The 18,749-nt window shown below is 31.5% G+C and carries 17 protein-coding genes; 12 read left to right on the top strand and 5 right to left on the bottom strand.

Annotated elements, in window-relative coordinates; genetic code table 11:
- From CHB81_RS25000 to CHB81_RS24945, 12 genes are all read left to right on the top strand, one after another.
- Entirely contained in the window at nt 1-531 is a 531-nt protein-coding gene (locus tag CHB81_RS25000) for a mechanosensitive ion channel domain-containing protein (protein WP_089354540.1), read from the top strand.
- Between the two features lie 111 nt (nt 532-642).
- On the top strand, nt 643-1,743 hold the full coding sequence (locus CHB81_RS24995) for an AI-2E family transporter (protein WP_089354539.1): 1,101 nt from the start codon (nt 643-645) through the stop codon (nt 1,741-1,743).
- Between the two features lie 84 nt (nt 1,744-1,827).
- Nucleotides 1,828-3,639 carry a hypothetical protein gene (locus tag CHB81_RS24990; RefSeq protein WP_089354538.1) on the top strand — a complete coding sequence of 604 codons (1,812 nt, stop codon included), beginning with the start codon at nt 1,828-1,830 and terminating at the stop codon, nt 3,637-3,639.
- Nucleotides 3,640-3,829: 190 nt separating this feature from the next.
- On the top strand, nt 3,830-4,357 hold the full coding sequence (locus CHB81_RS24985) for a hypothetical protein (protein WP_089354551.1): 528 nt from the start codon (nt 3,830-3,832) through the stop codon (nt 4,355-4,357).
- 222 nt (nt 4,358-4,579) lie between these two features.
- Nucleotides 4,580-6,214 (top strand): hypothetical protein, encoded by a 1,635-nt coding sequence (locus CHB81_RS24980; protein ID WP_089354537.1) that lies wholly within the window; start codon nt 4,580-4,582, stop codon nt 6,212-6,214.
- A 206-nt stretch (nt 6,215-6,420) separates the two neighbouring features.
- Nucleotides 6,421-8,952 carry a PIG-L family deacetylase gene (locus CHB81_RS24975; RefSeq protein WP_089354536.1) on the top strand — a complete coding sequence of 844 codons (2,532 nt, stop codon included), beginning with the start codon at nt 6,421-6,423 and terminating at the stop codon, nt 8,950-8,952.
- A gap of 123 nt (nt 8,953-9,075) precedes the next feature.
- The gene (locus CHB81_RS24970; protein ID WP_089354535.1) at nt 9,076-10,800 is read left to right on the top strand and encodes a sodium:solute symporter; all 1,725 of its coding nucleotides are present in this window, start codon (nt 9,076-9,078) and stop codon (nt 10,798-10,800) included.
- 55 nt (nt 10,801-10,855) lie between these two features.
- A complete protein-coding gene (locus CHB81_RS24965; protein WP_089354534.1) occupies nt 10,856-12,073 on the top strand; it encodes an immunity 26/phosphotriesterase HocA family protein in 1,218 nt (405 codons plus the stop codon).
- 113 nt (nt 12,074-12,186) lie between these two features.
- A complete protein-coding gene (locus CHB81_RS24960; protein WP_089354533.1) occupies nt 12,187-12,873 on the top strand; it encodes a hypothetical protein in 687 nt (228 codons plus the stop codon).
- 241 nt (nt 12,874-13,114) lie between these two features.
- Entirely contained in the window at nt 13,115-13,618 is a 504-nt protein-coding gene (locus CHB81_RS24955) for a hypothetical protein (protein WP_089354532.1), read from the top strand.
- An 80-nt stretch (nt 13,619-13,698) separates the two neighbouring features.
- Entirely contained in the window at nt 13,699-14,307 is a 609-nt protein-coding gene (locus CHB81_RS24950; protein WP_089354531.1) for a hypothetical protein, read from the top strand.
- A gap of 71 nt (nt 14,308-14,378) precedes the next feature.
- Entirely contained in the window at nt 14,379-15,008 is a 630-nt protein-coding gene (locus CHB81_RS24945) for an MCP four helix bundle domain-containing protein (protein ID WP_089354530.1), read from the top strand.
- On the opposite strand, the gene CHB81_RS24940 is transcribed toward CHB81_RS24945, so the two are convergent.
- The 5 genes from CHB81_RS24940 to CHB81_RS24920 form a co-directional block, all read right to left on the bottom strand.
- The gene (locus CHB81_RS24940) at nt 15,009-15,422 is read right to left on the bottom strand and encodes a nuclear transport factor 2 family protein (RefSeq protein WP_089354529.1); all 414 of its coding nucleotides are present in this window, start codon (nt 15,420-15,422) and stop codon (nt 15,009-15,011) included.
- Nucleotides 15,423-15,424: 2 nt separating this feature from the next.
- The gene (locus tag CHB81_RS24935) at nt 15,425-15,949 is read right to left on the bottom strand and encodes a TetR/AcrR family transcriptional regulator (protein ID WP_089354528.1); all 525 of its coding nucleotides are present in this window, start codon (nt 15,947-15,949) and stop codon (nt 15,425-15,427) included.
- Nucleotides 15,950-16,246: 297 nt separating this feature from the next.
- On the bottom strand, nt 16,247-17,089 hold the full coding sequence (locus CHB81_RS24930) for a DUF2911 domain-containing protein (RefSeq protein ID WP_089354527.1): 843 nt from the start codon (nt 17,087-17,089) through the stop codon (nt 16,247-16,249).
- A 69-nt stretch (nt 17,090-17,158) separates the two neighbouring features.
- Entirely contained in the window at nt 17,159-17,821 is a 663-nt protein-coding gene (locus tag CHB81_RS24925) for an HAD family phosphatase (RefSeq protein ID WP_089354550.1), read from the bottom strand.
- Between the two features lie 187 nt (nt 17,822-18,008).
- Nucleotides 18,009-18,728 (bottom strand): ThiF family adenylyltransferase, encoded by a 720-nt coding sequence (locus CHB81_RS24920; RefSeq protein ID WP_089354526.1) that lies wholly within the window; start codon nt 18,726-18,728, stop codon nt 18,009-18,011.
- Between the last annotated feature and the right edge of the window lie 21 nt (nt 18,729-18,749).

Here is an 18,749-nt window from a genome sequence, read left to right as displayed (position 1 = left end):
ATGTTTTCTTTTAAAGAATATAGCGAGGAAATTTTAAGCACCATAATTCTCCTACTTGCATTAGTAGCATTGAGGGTTATTATTGCTAAGTTAATCCGTCGCTACGCCAGTACAAGTCAGTTATTAGAACATCGAACTAATCTCGTCATAAAGTACATTCATATCTTAATGAATATCTTAGTTACAATTAGTCTGATCGTGATTTGGGGCGTTGAAACGAAAGATATTTTCATAACTGTTTCTTCGATTGCAACTGTAATTGGTGTTGCAATGTTTGCACAATGGTCTATTCTGAGCAATATTACTTCAGGAATGATTTTGTTTTTCTCCTTTCCGTTTAGAATTGGAGATACCATCAAAATACATGATAAAGACTTCCCTATTGAAGCTGAAATTGAGGATATTAGTGCATTTCATGTCAACTTGAAAACGAAGGAAGGCGAACGAATTATTTTTCCAAACAATTTGTTACTGCAAAAAGGCATTTCGATTATGCCGGCACAATATGAAGACAAGGAGTTTTATGACTAAAATTTGAATGGGAATTTTATAAACTATAGAAAAAAAGCTAAAACGTTATTACTGAAATAAAGTGTAATATTTGTTTAACCAATTTTAGTTTTATCAAAAAACTCTATAAAAATGATTCAGCCAATTAAATTGCCATTCTATGCAAAAATTTCCTGCATACTAATAAGTTTGATTTCTGTTGCCTATATATTTTGTATTGCAAAAGATATCATTACACCTGTATTAATGGCTTTTTTGTTTGCTGTTTTATTGCTTCCGATATTTACATTTCTGAAAACAAAATTCAAGTTTACAAGACATCTTGCAGCAATAACTTGTGTTTTGATTTTTGCCACTTTTATCGCGGGAATATTAATTTTTATTTCCTACGAAGTCACAGATATGGCGAATGACTTTGAGACTATCAAGAAAAACACAAATGTTTTTATTACTGATATTCACAAGTTTATTAAAGATAACTTTCATGTAAGTATTGGTGAACAAAAAAAATATCTGGATAATGTGACCAAAGATTCTGTCCAGAACGGAAAAGTAACCTTAGGTTCAGCAATTGTATCTATTACAGATTTGCTTTTAGATTGTACGATTATACCAATTTATACTTTTTTGTTTTTATTGTATAAAGATCATTTTGTTCTTTTTCTCGCAAAACTTATTGACAAAGAAAATCATGGTATTCTTAAAGACATTTTATCTCAGATAAAAGTATCTATAAACAACTACATCGTTAGTTTGATAATTGAAATGATTGTAGTATCTGTGCTCACAAGTTTGGGACTTTGGATTATTGGCGTAAAATATTTTATCCTGTTAGGTTTGATAACCGGAATTTTAAATATCATTCCTTACATCGGAATCCTGATTGCTGGTATTATAACTGTTTTGGCTTCTTTAACCGGTTCTGCCGAAACATCAATTATTCTGGGAATTCTTATAGTAAATATCATAGTACAATTAATTGATAATAATCTAATTGTACCATTAATCATCAATTCTAAAGTAGAAATTAATGCTTTTGTATCCATCATCGGAATTATAATTGGAGGAGCTTCTGCAGGAATTTCGGGAATGTTTTTAGCAATTCCGCTTTTAGCAATTTTAAAAATTATTTTCGACCGAATTGAATTATTAGAAGCCTGGGGTTATGTTATGGGCAATCATATGCCAAAAACATTTACCTGGAGAATTAGAAAAGTTAAAGCAGAAAACTAAAAATAAGGCAATTTATTAAATTTAAGAATTTAATTTTCTTACCTTGATCTGAGAATCATATGTAAGCCAGCCAAAAATCATCTAATGTTTGTAAACAAAAAAATAATTATTTTTATTCTATTATGCTTTTGCTTGCAAAGTACGTATGCCCAAGTTACTACTAAAAAGAAAGACAGTACGGATATTTATAATAAAATTAGAAACTATTCTAAAAAGAATAAATTCACGCAAAATCTTCACAAACTGTTTTTTAAGACAAACAGACCTAAGAAAAAAGAGGAACTTCTTGCTGCTGATACCACAAATTATGATGGAAAAATCATTCGAAAGATAAGTATTGTAACACTGGATCCATTTGGTCATTCGGTTACGGATACTACTCAAATGCCTAAAAACTGGGGAGAAAGAACGGGTAACAGATTGCATTTAAAGACAAAAAAAATAGCCATTTATAATCTCTTACTGTTTAAGAAAAATACACCTTACAACGCTTATAAAGTACAGGAATCTGAGCGTTTGATTCGTGCTCAAAGGTATGTTACCGCAGTTCGTATTTCAAACCAATTAACAAGTGTAGCCTCTGATTCTGTAGATGTTACTATTCGGGTTTTGGATTCTTGGAGTACAATCCCTAAATTCTCCATATCCAGCAATCAGGTTTCTGTGGGATTTAAAGAGAAAGATTTTTTTGGTTCTGGACAACAGCTTGAATATCGGTTTACCAATAGATTTGATGATGCGCGAAATGCCAACGCAGCCACTTATACGATACCAAATATCAAGAATACTTATATAAGTACAACCTTGAACTATAAGATGGATCTTGATAACAATTATACCAAAAGTGTTGATATAGAACGCGCTTTTTATTCTCCTTTAACCAAATGGGCCGGTGGAGCTTATGTGGGACAAAACTTTAGAAAAGATACATTACAGGGGCCGGATTTAACGTATGCCTCTCAGCCATTTAAATATAATTTTCAGGATTTTTGGGCGGGAAAAGCATCAAAGGTATTTGAAGATGAAACTAACGGAATTACAAATTTAATTGTTTCCGGACGCTTTTTAAATATAAATTATAGTGAGTCTCCTTCTGAACTTTATGATCCTACTCATTTTTATTCTGATGAAAAATTAATTTTAAGTGGAGTTGGAATCAATACTCGTAAATTTATAAAGGACAGCTATATTTTTAGAAATGGACAAACAGAAGACGTTCCCGTAGGAAGGATTTACGGAATTACGTTTGGTTATCAATATAAAAACACAATGTGGCGGCCTTATATAGGCGCTCAGTTTTCATTTGGGAATTATTATAAATGGGGATTCTTAAGTACTAATTTTGAAGCAGGAACCTTCTTTCATGATTCAAAAACCTATCAGACAGCTTTTTTATTTGAATCTAATTATTTTACCAAACTCTTTAGTTTAGGTAAGTGGAAATTAAGACAATTCGTTAATCCTAAAATGGTTATAGGTATAAATCGCGAGGATATCATTGGAGATCAGCTTAATATAAACGAACAAAATGGTTTAGCGGGTTTTAATAGTGCAATTTACGGAACTAATAAAATGGTTTTATCTTTGCAAACCCAAACCTATTCACCTTATTCTGTTTTAGGATTTCGCATGAATCCATTTTTTAATTATTCAATAGCGGTATTGGGGAGTCCAAATGATGCTATGGGACGAAACAAAGGATATTCAAAGATTACTTTAGGGTTACTATTTAGTAATGACTACCTAGTATTTAGTTCGTTTCAGCTTTCATTGTCATACTACCCGACAATTCCATATCAGGGAGATAACGCATTTAAAACCAATACATTTGAAACTACTGATTTTGGTTTGCAAAGTTTTGAGCTGGCAAAGCCTAGAATTGTTGAATATAAATAAGATAAAAAAACTTTCTTTTTTTAATTTTTACAAAGTTCTCAAAACAATTTAAAAATCAAATATTTACGCAGGTATTACGCAAATATTACTCGATAAAAAGCATAATTTATCCGACGAAATGCACATCGTTTTTATTTTTGGCACAGTATATGAATATCACTATACAGAACAAATATTAAAACTAACAAAAATGAAAACAATAAGATTAGCAATCGCCGGATTATTCCTTTTGGTTGCAAGTGCCACACAAGCCCAAGTATCAATAAACGTTAATATAGGAACTCCTCCATCATGGGGACCTGCGGGATATTCAGAAATGGAATATTATTATTTACCGGATATCGAAGCATATTATGATGTAAGAGCTTCTCAGTTTATTTATTTTGGAGGAGGAAGATGGGTTAGAACAACTTATTTACCAAGACAATATAGAAACTATGATTTGTATGGAGGTTACAAAGTTGTTTTGAATGATTATCACGGTAGAACTCCTTATACTTATTTTGATCGCCACAGAGCAAAATATTATAGAGGATATCACGGTGCACCACAAACATGTTATAGACCAAGACCTGTAGCATACGGTTATAACGATCGTCGTGATTACGGCAGAGATTACAAACGTTATGATAAACATGACAGACACGATAAACATGATAGACACGACGATAGACACGACGATGACCATGATGATCACCGTGGGCATGGAAGAAGATAATAAGAGAATTGCTAAATAACTAATTTTCAACACAAAAGAGTATCAATAATTTGGTACTCTTTTTTTATGCACGCATACTACTTAGGTCATGTGTTAATATATTAGTAATTCATTAAATATATAGCAATAAATTAACAATTAGTTAAAGTATTCATAACTATTAACCTATTTTGATATAAATATGTCCTATCTTTGCAAAAAAAATATAAGCCACGATAGATTATGAAAAAGGAAGTTTATTTATTTTCGCTAGCAGCAATGTCGCTTTTTACATTTTGTACTAACAATGACGAATCAAATTCAGGTACACAAGCCAAAGACAGCAATGTTCAAATTAATAATGATGTTACATCTTTAAATAAAAGATTGGATTACACCAATTCGGGAGTAATTTCGATTGGAAATTCATCAGCCTCTACTGCAAGATTATTAAGCAGTCAGGCAGCAACTAATGCTTTACCATTAGTTCAAATTGCCGAAATAAATCCACCAAAAGACAGCAACGGAAGAACTTTACAAGCAAATCATGTAGCTGTAAATGGTAACTTCGCCTATGTAGCTTATACGATGATGGGAGAAGTCTATTCTGGAGCAATCGATGTTATTGATGTTTCGGATCCTTATAAACCAAAATTAATTACATCGGCATTAATTGCAAATACTGATATTACATCACTTACCTATTCAAACGGAAGCTTGATTATTGCGGGGGCAACTGATATTGATAAAAAACCGGAATTAGCAAATCCTTCAATTGTAATTAATATGCAATTGAGTTCTGGTTTACTTACAGATAAATATACAATTACAGATCTTGAAGGTAAAGTAACTACTGATGTTGCTGCAAATTCAAGCTCTTATTTTGCCGTAACGGGAGATCAGGGAAGTTTATTCAAAATTAACAGCTCATCTAAAGCAATTTCTACAAAAGTAACAGTAAACGATTTACGTTCAGTTGCTATTAGCGGAGATAAAATTGTTACCTTAAGTGGTACTAAAGGCGTAAATATATATAATGAATCTACTCTTTCATTGCAAAAAAGCTTTACAACATCTACAGATGTTAGCGCTGCAAAAAGAACAATGGATTTTGATGGTGCAAAATTATTAGTATCTGAAGGATATAATGGTTTAGGAGTTTATGACATTAATAGTGGTTCTAAATTGCAAAGTATTCCATTAGCTGCTGCCGGAGAAGATAATGTTACTAATGCTGTTTCTGTAAATGACGGATATGCATTTGTTGCTAACGGTGCAGCAGGTTTAAATGTTTATAAAACCGGTACTCAACTTAGTTTATTAGGGACAGTTGGCATCGAAGGTTCGTCGAACTATGTAAAATCAAGCGGTGATTTTATTTATGTTGCAAGCGGAAAAGGCGGTTTAAAAATCATCAAAATGGAAAAACCAAACACCACTTTTGGAAGCTGTACAGGATATGGAACTTACAATCAGGGACAAAATCTGATTTTAAATTCAAACGAAATTAAATCTTATAATGGTTCTACAGCGATTAGTTCGGCTATGATAAATTCAGGAGCCATATTAACACATTGTGGTTCAATAACAATTCAAAATGGTTTAACCTTAAATAGCGGAGGAACTTTTAATATGAAAGGAACTTTCTCTCAAGGGAAATACCAACAACAAAATCCAACAGAATTAATAATAAATAGTAATGCCTTATTGCAAATTGAAGGTACTGTAGTAATTTGGGGAGATTTGAGGTTAAATAGTGGTGCAAAAATCAATTTTATTGGTAACGATTCATCAATCACTATTTACGGAAAAGTAACCAAAAACAGCGATGTAACTATTACAGGAAACTATAAAGACACAGAGAACAAATTGAAATAATTTTCTGTAATCCTAAGAAATACCACTTGATTTAATATTTTAAATCAATTCTTCTAAAAGCTGTCAGATTTTGTCTGGCAGTTTTTTTTTGAGTCGTTTTTCTTAAAAAAGCAAATCAATAACCAAACATTAACATTTCATTTAAATACTGTACAAAGATATAATTAGTATTTTTGAGCCTCTATCAAAAAACACTTAACCACATTATGCGAAAAATTCAAGTACAAATTCTTCTTATTTTTCTAACAGGAATTTCAATTTCTTTTGCACAACAACCACAAAAACCGAGTTCAGTCGAAATTTACAATCAAATCAAAAAATTGAACTTCTTAGGTTCTGTTTTGTATTTAGCAGCGCATCCGGATGACGAAAATACCCGCTTGATCTCTTATATGGCAAACGAAATGAATGCAAGAACCGGTTATTTATCCCTAACCCGAGGTGATGGAGGTCAAAATTTAATTGGTCCGCAATTGCGTGAATTATTAGGTGTTATAAGAACTCAGGAATTAATTGAAGCCAGAAAAATAGATGGCGGAGAACAGTTTTTTTCGCGAGCGAATGATTTTGGTTATTCAAAAAACCCGGATGAAACCTTAGTAATCTGGGATAAAGATAAAGTCCTTGCCGATGTTGTCTGGACAATTAGAAAATTTCAGCCCGATGTAATTATAAATCGTTTTGATCATCGTTCGCCAGGAACAACGCACGGACATCATACATCATCTGCAATGTTGAGCGTTGAAAGTTTTAACCTTACAAACGATGCTAAAATATATCCTGAACAATTAAAATATGTAAAACCCTGGCAGGTAAAACGCTTATTTTTCAATCCGTCATGGTGGTTTTATGGAAGTCAGGAAAGATTTGATGCTGCCGATAAATCGAAATTTACCAAACTTGAAACTGGCGTTTATTATACGGGAATCGGAAAATCTAATCAGGAAATTGCAGCTTTAAGCCGAAGCCGTCATCAATCACAAGGATTTGGAAGTACGGGAGCTCGTGGTTTAGAAACTGAATACCTTGAATTAATTAAAGGCGAAAGCCCTATAGATCGCGATAATTTATTTGACGGAATTGATACTTCATGGAATCGCGTAAAAAACGGAAAACCTATCGGAGACTTAATCACCAATATTATCGCAAAATATGATTTTAGCAATCCATCGGCAAGTATTCCGGATTTGGTAAGAGCTTATACTATGATCGAAACTCTGGAGGATGATCACTGGAAAACGGTAAAATCTACAGCTATAAAAAATATAATTGCATCATGCTCCGGATTATATTTAGAAGCTGTTGCCTCAGAACAGGAAGCAACTCCCGGAAGTACAATAAAACTTAGTCTTGAAGCAATTAACAGATCTTCGGTTGAAATGCAATTAGCTAGCGTAACTTCATTACCGGATAATAAAAGTACAGTTCAAAATATTCAATTAAAGAATAACAACGATCAAAAAACAAACCTGCAAATTAAGCTTCCTGACAATATTGAATATACACAACCGTATTGGCTGAGAGAAAAAGCTAGTGTTGGAATGTACACTGTTTCGAATCAGGAAAATATTGGAATTCCGGATATTATCAGACAAGTAAAAGTTATTTTTAATGTAAAAATAAGTGGCGTTGAGATTCCGTTTGAGCGTACCGTTGTATATAAATACAATGATGGCGTAAAAGGAGAAATGTATAATTTCCTGGATATAGTTCCAGAAGTTACAACATCAGTTCTTGAAAAAGTTTTAATTTTTGGAAGTACAAAAAGTAAAATGGTTCCTGTAAAAGTTCGCGCAGGAAAAGACGGAATTAAAGGGAATCTGCAACTCGAATTACCTAAAAGCTGGGATGTTTCTCCAAAAGAAATTCCGTTTACGTTAGAGAAAAAAGGAAACGAACAAATCTTCTATTTTGAAGTTACACCACCCGTAAATCCTGAAGAAGTAGTTGCAAAGAGCATTGCTATTGTAGACAATAAACGTTTTGATAAAGACGAAACAATTATTGATTACCCGCATATTACCAAACAAATGGTATTAAAACCTGCTGAATCAAAATGCATCAGAATTGATCTAAAAACAAATGGCGATTCTATTGCTTATATCATGGGAGCGGGCGACGAAGTTCCTGAAAGTTTAGCGCAAATGGGTTACAAAGTTTCGATAATAAAACCGGAAGAAATCACACCTGAAAAACTTGATTCTTTTAATGTTGTCATTACGGGAATACGTGCTTATAATACCGTTAACGCTTTGGCTAATAAGCAAAATATCCTTTTTAATTTTGTTAAAAGTGGTAAAAACATGATTGTACAATACAACACTTATGGCAAAACCGTAACCGATCAAATTGCGCCTTATCCATTAAAAATCTCAAATGATCGTGTAACCGAAGAAAATGCTAAAGTTACTTTTCTGGCGCCAACACATCCAATTTTGAATACGCCAAATAAAATAAGTGCTAAAGATTTTGAAGGCTGGAAACAAGAACAAGGTTTGTATTATCCGGACCAATACGATCCTGCCTTCACTCCTATTCTATCTTCGCACGACAAAGGTGAATCTGCCAAAAATGGTGCGTTATTGGTAGCGCCTTACGGAAAAGGATACTATATTTACACCGGTTTAAGCTTTTTTAGAGAACTACCAGAAGGTGTTGCAGGTGCATATCGATTGTTATCGAATATGATTTCGTTAAAACAGCCAATAGAAGCTCCAAAACAAGAATTAAAGAAATAAAACATTCATAAAATGGACGCTAAAAAAACAAAAAAATGGAAAAAAAGCTACACCTACGTTTTGGTGGCGAATGCTATTTACATTCTGATTTTTTTCTTAATCATGCAATTATACTCATAACCTATGCAACTATTTGATTGGATCGTACTTATTGTTACACTTTTATTTATTGTTGGGTACGGCTCTTGGAAAACCAAAGGAAGTAAAAACGTCGAAGATTTTATCTTAGGTAACAACGAGACGCCTTGGTATACTGTTGGACTTTCGGTTATGGCGACACAAGCCAGCGCCATTACTTTTTTATCTACTCCGGGACAAGCTTATCATGACGGAATGGGTTTTGTGCAGTTCTATTTTGGATTGCCAATTGCAATGATTGTGATTTGTGTGACTTTTATCCCCTTATATCATAAAAACAAAGTATTTACGGCTTACGAATTTCTTGAAAAACGATTCGATCTAAAAACACGTTCATTAGCAGCGATTCTGTTTCTGGTTCAGAGAGGTTTAGGAACCGGATTGACCATTTATGCTCCGGCTATTATTTTATCAGCTCTTTTGGGTTGGAATTTAACTTTAATGAACATCATGATTGGTGTTCTAGTAATTATATACACCTTTTCAGGCGGAACAAAAGCAGTAAATGTTACGCAGAAACAACAAATGTTTGTGATCATGTCTGGAATGTTTATTACATTTTTCCTGATTTTACACTATTTGCCAAACGATATGACCTTTACAAGTGCATTACATATTGCAGGTGCAAATGATAAAATGAATATTGTAGATTTCTCTTTTAATCCCGAAGAAAAATACACTTTCTGGAGCGGAATTACTGGAGGTTTCTTCCTTGCCCTCGCCTATTTTGGAACAGATCAATCTCAGGTTGGTCGTTATTTATCCGGAAAATCAGTTCGCGAAAGCCAAATGGGATTGATTATGAACGGACTTTTAAAAGTACCAATGCAGTTTTTTATTCTATTAACGGGAGTTATGGTTTTTGTATTTTTTCAATTCAATCCAGTTCCGTTAAATTTTAATCCGAATAATAAAATTGTTATTGAAAAATCAGCGTATAAAGAAGAATATCACGTTTTAGAAAAGAAACTAAGCAACCTTTCAGAAGACAAAAAAGTAATCAATTTATTGTATATAGATCAGTTGAATCAGGACTTTGACAATCCAATTCTGCGAAAAGAACTGGTTACGTTATCCAATAAAGAAAAAGATCTACGTGATCGCGCCAAAGAAATCATCACAAAAGCCGATCCAACGAGTGAAACGAATGATAAAGATTATGTGTTTTTCCATTTTATCCTGCATTATTTACCAAAAGGATTGATTGGTTTACTATTGGCGGTAATACTTTCGGCAGCAATGTCATCGACAGCTTCGGGATTAAATGCTTTGGCTTCTACAACTGCAATTGATATTTATAAACGAAACCTGAAAACCGTAAAATCAGAGAAACATTATCTAAATGCAACTAAATTCTTCACCTTATTTTGGGGAATTGTAGCGATTCTTTTTGCCTGCGTGGGAACTTTATTCGAGAATTTAATTCAATTGGTAAATATCATTGGGTCTATTTTCTACGGAACCGTTTTAGGAATCTTCTTAGTTGGATTTTATCTTCGTCGCGTAAAAGCAAAAGCGATGTTCTACAGCGCTATTATTAGCCAGACAACCATTTTTGTGATCTATTATTTCATGATTTATAAAGAAGAAAAACTGGGTTATTTATGGCTGAATTTTATTGGAGCGATGTTGACTATTATACTTGCGTTACTTATGCAGGTTGCGTTTTTTAAAAATCAACCGGATTCCGAAGAAGTTGTTTTGGAGTAAATTTGAATATATTTAGTTTCTTTACTAATATATAAAATAGTTTAAAAAAGAATATATGAATTTTGAATTAACAAATACGGAACGCGAATATTTTGGACTTGAAAAAGTAAAGCCAAATTGGGAAAAGATTGTCCTAAACGGTGATACTTATCGTGAACCTAGCATTTTATATTTTGAAAAAACTACTATCAAAAAACATATAACATCGACAGAAAATCGATATACAGAACGTCAATATAATGAAGAAACAATAAATCGAGAATTTATACGTCCGAAAACCGCTAAAGGGAAAGAAAAAAAGCTAACTGCTGCTGTTTTGGAAACAAAAACACCAATTGGTGTTTATTTATATCTAGATAGACATGGTGATCTTATTATTGGAAATCATACTACAAAAACCTCCTTTTTTAATAGTCGTTGGGAGAATAAAAAACAAAAAACTGAAAAAGAATTTAAATCCTGGATTGATGATTTTATAAAAGATTCAGATGAAAATCATCTTCAAGAAATAGATAATTTTAAAAATGCAAAAAAGAAAAATGTAAAATTTAAATCAGGTGATTTCTTTGCGTTTAAAATTGATAGAAAAAATTACGGCTTTGGAAGGGTATTGCTTGAAATTAATAAGTTTAGAAAAGCTAATGTACTAGAAAAGGATCATGGCTTAAGTTATCTAATGGGAACTCCAGTCTTAATAAAAATGTATCCATTTATTTCAGAAAATAAACATATTAATATAAACTTACTTAAAGATCTTGATGCTTTACCTTCAGACTATATTATGGATAATCATCTTTATTATGGTGAATATGAAATTATTGGACACAAAACATTAGAAGAAAATGAATTTGAGTACCCTATTTCTTATGGAAAAAGTATTAAATCTGGTAGTGGTAATGTTTTTTTTCAATGGGGGTTTATTCATAAAGAAATACCTATCTCAAAATTTAATAAATATATAAACGGAGAGAATCCATTTCTTCCTGAAAATCACTATTCTCGTCATATGCGAAATCCTTATGGGTATTATTCATGTGGATTTAGCACCAATTATGACAAAATTGACATTATTGAAACTATTAGTAATAATAATATTTTTGATTTTAATAAAGACCCGTATTTCCAAACAGAGTTTGATTTAAGAAATCCCAAAAATGAAACTTTAAGAAACGAAATAATGAAAGAATTTGGAATCGCCCCAAACTTGAGTTATGAGGACAATTGCAGATTATCAGGAACTGAATCGACAATTAATTTTTTAAGTAGGATTTAAATTTAGCTTGAATTTTATTGGTGACAATTTTGACTATTATTTTTATTTATTAATTTACTTTTTTTAATCAGTCGGATTCTGATGAAGTTGTTTTGGAGTAAATTAAATCCTTTATGAAAAACGTTTTATGTATTCTGTTTTTACTAAACCTGAGTTTTTGCTATTCGCAATTTGCAATTGTTAATGATTCTGATGGTTATGTTAATGTTCGAAGTTCAGGAGAAATAGGCAATAATATTTCGGACAAACTCGACAATGGACTTATAGTTTATTATTTTGAACCAAAAGGAAATTGGGCAAATATTGATTATAAAAGAAACGGAAAACAATTAAACGGATATATTTATAAAAGCAAAATTAAATTTATAAGTGATTTTGCAAATATCCCTTTAAAATTAAATCAAGTCAAACAAGTTTTATTTGATAGTGCAAATGTAAAAGTTAAAATAACCGAAAGTGCTTTCGTTAAAGAGAAGCACAAATTACAATTTCTAAAAGGAAATTCGGGTTTCCTTAAAAAAATTGATGATTTGGAATTTTTAGGAACGGATGGAGAAATCCCTAAAAGACAATATAAAAGTATAGAAGTTCAAATAAATAATATAAAAGTCCAAATACCAAATGAGGCTTTAAGAAATCTATACGAACCCAGTTTATCCGACTCTAAAATAAATTATGATAAGATAAATGATATCTTATACATCCAATCTTCAAATGGTGATGGTGCCGGAGGTTATGAAATTATCTGGGTTATTGAAAAAAAGAAATATAAAACGCGAATTGAAATGTCAGTATTTTAAAATTTTGTATGACCAATATAAATAAGTAGATATTTCTATTTTTCTTCTGTAAATCAAGAAGGATAGAATATAAAGTTTATTGCTTAATGATATCTTAATATAATATTTTGCTCAAGATCTATTTCATAATGTAAATTTAAACATTGAAAAGATTCTGAATATCTCTAAGTTTTATACAGCTTTCTTGAGAATCTTATTATTAGTAAAAATCTATATTATTAAAAATTAATCAAAAACTATAATGACAAAATATCTTTATTTAATAATTGTACTCTCTTGTTTTAAAATCTATTCTCAGGAAATATTAACTAAAAATGATATTTATGCGAAAGACAGTTTAGTGTATAAATTGCAAGACAATAAACTTTTTACGGGTAAAGTTCAAAATTTTAAGCATAAAACTCATTTAGTTTCAGAAATAGAATTTATTGATGGAATTTTGCAAAAAAGTACTGTTTATGCTAATGGTGAAGAAGTAGTAATTTTGGATGAAGATTATTACTATGAAAAAAGCCCTCAAATTAAAAAGAAAATCAGATATTCATTTGACCACAAAATAACTTCCACTACTTATTATGAAAAAAACGGGAATAAAAAGCTCGAAGAGGAATTCAAAGATGGAGTTTTAATCTACAGTTGTCCTTATAGCAATAATAAAAAAAACGGAACGCTTTTTTCAATAAATAAAAACGGAGAAAAAAACGAATGTCTTTTTGAAAATGGAAAATTAATTAAACACATTTAAAAAAATCTTCTTAATTCATCTATTAAGTATTTGTAATAAAAAAGTACTATTTTAGTATTCGCCAAAACAAAACTATATAGATGAAATATTCAGAGGAAATACAAAAACTACTTCCGCTTGGTTACATTTACCTTGTAATATTAGGAATCCTTAAGGAAAGCATTTTTTACTACCAATTAGGAATTAATATCCTGAAATACTCTACCATTATGGACATTTTAATTAGTCCAATTGCTGAGTTTACTTCAAATCCAATAACACTGGCTTTTATAGTTTCGCTTTGTGCATTTCATTTTTATTTGCCAAGAATATTTCTAAAATACAAAGACAATAAAAGATTTCAAAAAAGCTTTGACTTAAAATCTACTGAAGGATTATCTGAAGAAGAAACTAAAAATTATTACATTTATGCCTCTTTCAAAATTTTTGCAGTCATTTTATTGTCATTTTTCATTGGAACTGGACTTGCTGGCGGCTATACCACTATGGACCGCATCAAGAACAATAAAGTAGATTATAATTATACTTTAAATTATAATAGTGGCGAATCTGAACAAATTTACCTTATTAACTCCAACAGTATTTATTATTTTTATGTTCAAAAAGGACATAAAACTATAAAAATTGTACCAATTGGAGCGATAAAAAGTGTTGAGAAAAGTCTAAAAGTTGGAATACTCTCAAAATAGATTCAGATAATCTCTTGATTAATATGCTCATTTGAGAACTTGCTTTATAAACCAATTTAAAACGCATCAACATGAAAGATTTAAAAAAATACAGCAATAAAACTAAAGCTGCTTATATTTTGCTGATTGTGATGCTGATCATTTTATTAGGCAATTTTAATACGCTTCAAAATTCAAAAAACGTAAACGAAAATATCAATGCTATTTTTAATGATCGTTTAGTTGTGGCGCATTATATCTTTCAATATTCTAAAGAACTTCATTATATAAAAGCCGAAGCTGAAAAGCTGGATTTAAGTGATAATACCAAAAAAGACGAGATCATTCACACTTTAAATATCATTCATAATATTGATGATTTGTATGCAAAAACGGTTTTAACCAACAAAGAGAAACAATATTTTGATGTTTTTTTAATCTCCTGCAAAGAAATAAACAATCATGTTGCCAGTAAAAACTGGGGCAAAATTGTAGCTTTGAGTCAGCAAGCCTTAACAACATTAGAATCCTTATCTCAAATTCAGATTCAGGAAGGAAAAGCGAAATTGGCAAGCGCAAATGCAATGTATAACAAAAACAATAGTCTTGGACAATTGCAAATTGCGCTACTTATCATTTTAGGCGGAATCACTTTTTATCTTTTAATTGTAAAGAAAATCAAGAGAATTATCAAAATTCCGGAACCCCCAAGTCTGAACTAATTATTTAAACTTTCTGTCTTCTTCTTTTATTGGAAGATCGTTTATACTTGCAAATCTTTTTTGCATTAAACCGTTAGCATCAAATTCCCAATTTTCATTTCCGTACGCTCTAAACCAGTTTCCTTCAAGGTTTTGATATTCGTATTCAAATCTTACAGCGATTCTGTTTTCAGTATGCGCCCAATATTCTTTTTTTAATTTATAATTCTTTTCTTTCTCCCATTTTTGGGTTAAAAAAAGAATAATCTCTTCTCTTCCATTTACAAATTGATCTCTATTTCTCCATTCGCTGTCCACAGTATAAGCTTTCGAAACTTTCTCAGGATCCTGACTGTTCCAGGCATTTTCTGCTAACTGAATTTTTTCTAATGCCGTTTCATAGGTAAAAGGCGGCAATGGTAATTTCTGTTCCATTTTTATAAAATTAAAGATTGAATGATTTTTTTAGATTGTTCGATCAGATCATTTGATTTAAACAATTGACTTTCTACAATAGAACTTTCAAAAAGTAAATAAACATGAGCCGCGAGAATCTCGTCGTTGAGAATATTTTTAAAATATTTTCGTAGATCGAATTTATGGCTTTGAATTACGCTAAGTACTTTTACATTATCTGAAGCAATTTCCGAAAGGATATTCAAAAAACTGCAACCTCTAAAATTCTCTTTCTGATTCATAAATATCAAAAAGTCAAAAGAAGCCAGAATTTTTAATTTTGAATCTTTTTCGTTCACAGTAAATTTTTCCAATTCATTAAACCAGTAATCATGACGTTGATTTAAAAAAGCCACACATAAATCTTCTTTTGATTTAAAGTGCTGGTAAAAACTTGCTTTCGCCACTTTTGCTTCTTCAATTATCTGATTTATGCCAGTGGCGTTATATCCTTGCTTATGGAATAACACTGAAACAGTATCTAAAATTCTTTCTTTAGGTAACATTTGTATGATGAATTAGAAATACAAATGTATAAAATTTTTAATACAAACAGACAAGTCTGTCTATTTAATTTTAAATGCTATATCGTCATTTCGACGCAAGGAGAAATCACACAAGTAATTCCGTACCCAAAAGCACCAATCTTTGCCGGATTTCTAGTGTGATTTCTCCTCACGTCGAAATGACAAAACGGAACTTAAACCCATAAAAAAAATCCAAATTCTAAAACTTCTAAAAGCTTTGGAATTTGGATTTTTATCCCGAGTATAGGAATTGGAATTTAATAATTCAAAGAATTATTATCTGCTCCATTCAGCAATACTATCTTTATTTAATTTTACGTAATCTTGATTGTTAGCAGCTTCTGCGGCAGCAAGAGATGCTTTTGCTGTTTCTACAGCTCCTTTTTTATCACCTTGTTTTGCTTGGATTTGTGCTTTTAATCTTAAGATAAAGTATGGTTTCTCAGTACTCATATCTAGTGATTTATCTACGTAACTTCTTGCAGTTTCAATATTTCCGTTTGATTGAAACAAATATTGAGCAGCAGAAAAATAATCGTTTGAAGTTGGTCCGCCTAAAACTTTCTCGATACTTGCCGTAGCATTTTTTGCAGTTGGAACTTCAAATTTTAAAGCAACATGAGAGTTTTCCCAAGACATTTCTAAAAATCCAAAATTAGGATCTAAACTATTAATACCAATTGTAAAAGTCTCAACCGGAGTTGGTAAAGCATCTTCTTTTACAGTAGTTCTTAAAGCAACATAAGCATCACTCCAGTTTTCAGGCAATCCCCAATTGTCTGTAGAAAGATAAAAAATTACTTCCCAGCTTTCGATTTTCGGAATAGTATAAATTGCATATTTTCCTTTTTTCAAAGTTTTTCCATCAATCACAACATCATCACTAAAATTAATGATTGTGTTTTCATTTGCACCGGTTCTCCATAATTTACCAAACGGAACTAAATTTCCGAATACTGCTCTACCTCTCGCACCTGGTCTTGAATACGTAACTTCAACATCAGTCAAACCAACTGTTTGCTTAATATATCCTTTCGGACTTGCTTGTGGTGTTTTTATTTGTGCTTCTGTAGCTAAAGGAGCCAAAATAATGGCTAATGCGATAAGTATTTTTTTCATGTGTGAGTTTATTTTGTTTGTTCAAATTTACAAATTCAATTAGGGAACAAATGTTAAATTTAATATAATTCAGGCGCCTAATTGTGATATTTTTTCAGCGTCTAATTCGTTAAAATGATTGATAATCAAATCCGCATCAGACAGATCTTGCAATTTAGAATGCAAACTGTTATAGCCTACACAATAAATCCCTGCTGCTTTTGCTGCTTTTACACCATTTGTACTGTCTTCTATAATAATACAATTTTCTTTTGGTGCTTTTGACAACGATGCTGCATGAATAAAAATTGCCGGATTTGGTTTTGACTGTGGAAAATCTTCTCCGCTCACAATATCCGTGAAATATTGATGTAAATTGAATCTTGTAAAAACACGTTCAATCGTTACTTTTGAAGCCGATGAAGCTAAAATTAACTGTATACTGTTAGCATACAAATCTTTAATCAGATCTTCTACACCTTCCAATAAATACAAATCTTCTTTAGTATCAAAAGCATCATTAAAAATGGTTCTTTTTCTCTGAATTAAATCTTCTACTTCGTGCTCAATTGTCGGGAAAAACCCCTTCAAGGTCTGAAATGTATTGCGAGTAGAAAATCCGGTAAACGAAGTATACATCTCCTCGCCCACTGTAATGTTCAATTCTGAAAATTGTTTGTAATAAGCATAACGGTGAACTGGTTCAGTGTCTACAATTACACCATCCATGTCAAAAATTACTGTTTTAATCATTTTTTTTAAGGTACTTTTTAAGGGTTCAAAGGTTCTGAGGGATAAAGGTTCAAAGGTTTTTGTTTCTTTTGTTTCAGGTTTCAAGTTCTCTGTTTGCGGTAACTTTGTCAAAGTTTTAAACTTTGGCAAAGTTCGTGCGTATCCAAAACTTGAAACCTGAAACAAAGAAAACCTGAAACAAACTTTTCTAATCTTTTTTAATAAGCAAATGACGGATCACAGTTTCAGCAACATGAAGACCAAATAATCCTGGCATGTAACTGTTGGTTCCGTAGAATGACTTTTTGAAGTTTTTTCCGTCGGTTAATTTCAAGCTTTTTTCATCCTGAATTTCTGATGAGAAAACAACTTTCAGTTTATTGATTTTTTCGATTTTTAAACGCTTTCTGATCGTTTTAGAAAAATAGCAATTTATTGTTTTAGAAATATCGGTTACTTTTACTTTTGAAGCCAGCATTTTTCCACCAGCTCCCATGCTGCTTATAATCTTAACTCTTTTTCGTTTTGCAGCAATAATCAAATTTATCTTTGGAGTAATACTATCAATACAATCCAAGACATAATCAAATTCTGGCGAAACGATCTCAAAAGCTCTCTCAGGAGATAAAAATTCCTGAACACGAGTTAATTTTAATTCCGGATTAATATCCAATAAACGATCTCCTACAATTGTAATTTTTGGTTGGCCAACCGTTGAATGTAAAGCTGGCAATTGTCTGTTAATATTTGTAATATCTACTACATCACCATCTACAATTGTCATGCTTCCTACTCCGGCTCTTGCCAAAAACTCTGCTGCAAATGATCCAACTCCTCCTAAACCTACCACCAAAACATTTGAGTTTTGCAAGTTTTCTAATCCTTGTTTAGTAAATAAAAGTTCGGCTCTTTCTGTCCACTCTGCCATATCTAAATTTTTGTTTTTTTA

Source organism: Flavobacterium sp. ov086, from assembly GCF_900187965.1.
GTDB lineage: Bacteria > Bacteroidota > Bacteroidia > Flavobacteriales > Flavobacteriaceae > Flavobacterium.
The sequence above is the reverse complement of the archived record's forward strand: the minus strand, read 5'-3'. Positions and strand labels throughout refer to the sequence as shown.

Excerpts from the sequence above, each read along its gene's own strand:
- CHB81_RS24960 (WP_089354533.1), top strand. The coding sequence starts at position 12,187 with ATGAAAAACGTTTTATGTATTCTGTTTTTACTAAACCTGAGTTTTTGC.
- CHB81_RS24955 (WP_089354532.1), top strand. The coding sequence starts at position 13,115 with ATGACAAAATATCTTTATTTAATAATTGTACTCTCTTGTTTTAAAATC.
- CHB81_RS24930 (WP_089354527.1), bottom strand. The coding sequence starts at position 17,089 with ATGAAAAAAATACTTATCGCATTAGCCATTATTTTGGCTCCTTTAGCT.
- CHB81_RS24970 (WP_089354535.1), top strand. The coding sequence starts at position 9,076 with ATGCAACTATTTGATTGGATCGTACTTATTGTTACACTTTTATTTATT.
- CHB81_RS24965 (WP_089354534.1), top strand. The coding sequence starts at position 10,856 with ATGAATTTTGAATTAACAAATACGGAACGCGAATATTTTGGACTTGAA.
- CHB81_RS24975 (WP_089354536.1), top strand. The coding sequence starts at position 6,421 with ATGCGAAAAATTCAAGTACAAATTCTTCTTATTTTTCTAACAGGAATT.
- CHB81_RS24940 (WP_089354529.1), bottom strand. The coding sequence starts at position 15,422 with ATGGAACAGAAATTACCATTGCCGCCTTTTACCTATGAAACGGCATTA.
- CHB81_RS24995 (WP_089354539.1), top strand. The coding sequence starts at position 643 with ATGATTCAGCCAATTAAATTGCCATTCTATGCAAAAATTTCCTGCATA.
- CHB81_RS24945 (WP_089354530.1), top strand. The coding sequence starts at position 14,379 with ATGAAAGATTTAAAAAAATACAGCAATAAAACTAAAGCTGCTTATATT.
- CHB81_RS24985 (WP_089354551.1), top strand. The coding sequence starts at position 3,830 with ATGAAAACAATAAGATTAGCAATCGCCGGATTATTCCTTTTGGTTGCA.
- CHB81_RS24935 (WP_089354528.1), bottom strand. The coding sequence starts at position 15,949 with ATGTTACCTAAAGAAAGAATTTTAGATACTGTTTCAGTGTTATTCCAT.
- CHB81_RS25000 (WP_089354540.1), top strand. The coding sequence starts at position 1 with ATGTTTTCTTTTAAAGAATATAGCGAGGAAATTTTAAGCACCATAATT.
- CHB81_RS24925 (WP_089354550.1), bottom strand. The coding sequence starts at position 17,821 with ATGATTAAAACAGTAATTTTTGACATGGATGGTGTAATTGTAGACACT.
- CHB81_RS24950 (WP_089354531.1), top strand. The coding sequence starts at position 13,699 with ATGAAATATTCAGAGGAAATACAAAAACTACTTCCGCTTGGTTACATT.
- CHB81_RS24980 (WP_089354537.1), top strand. The coding sequence starts at position 4,580 with ATGAAAAAGGAAGTTTATTTATTTTCGCTAGCAGCAATGTCGCTTTTT.
- CHB81_RS24990 (WP_089354538.1), top strand. The coding sequence starts at position 1,828 with ATGTTTGTAAACAAAAAAATAATTATTTTTATTCTATTATGCTTTTGC.
- CHB81_RS24920 (WP_089354526.1), bottom strand. The coding sequence starts at position 18,728 with ATGGCAGAGTGGACAGAAAGAGCCGAACTTTTATTTACTAAACAAGGA.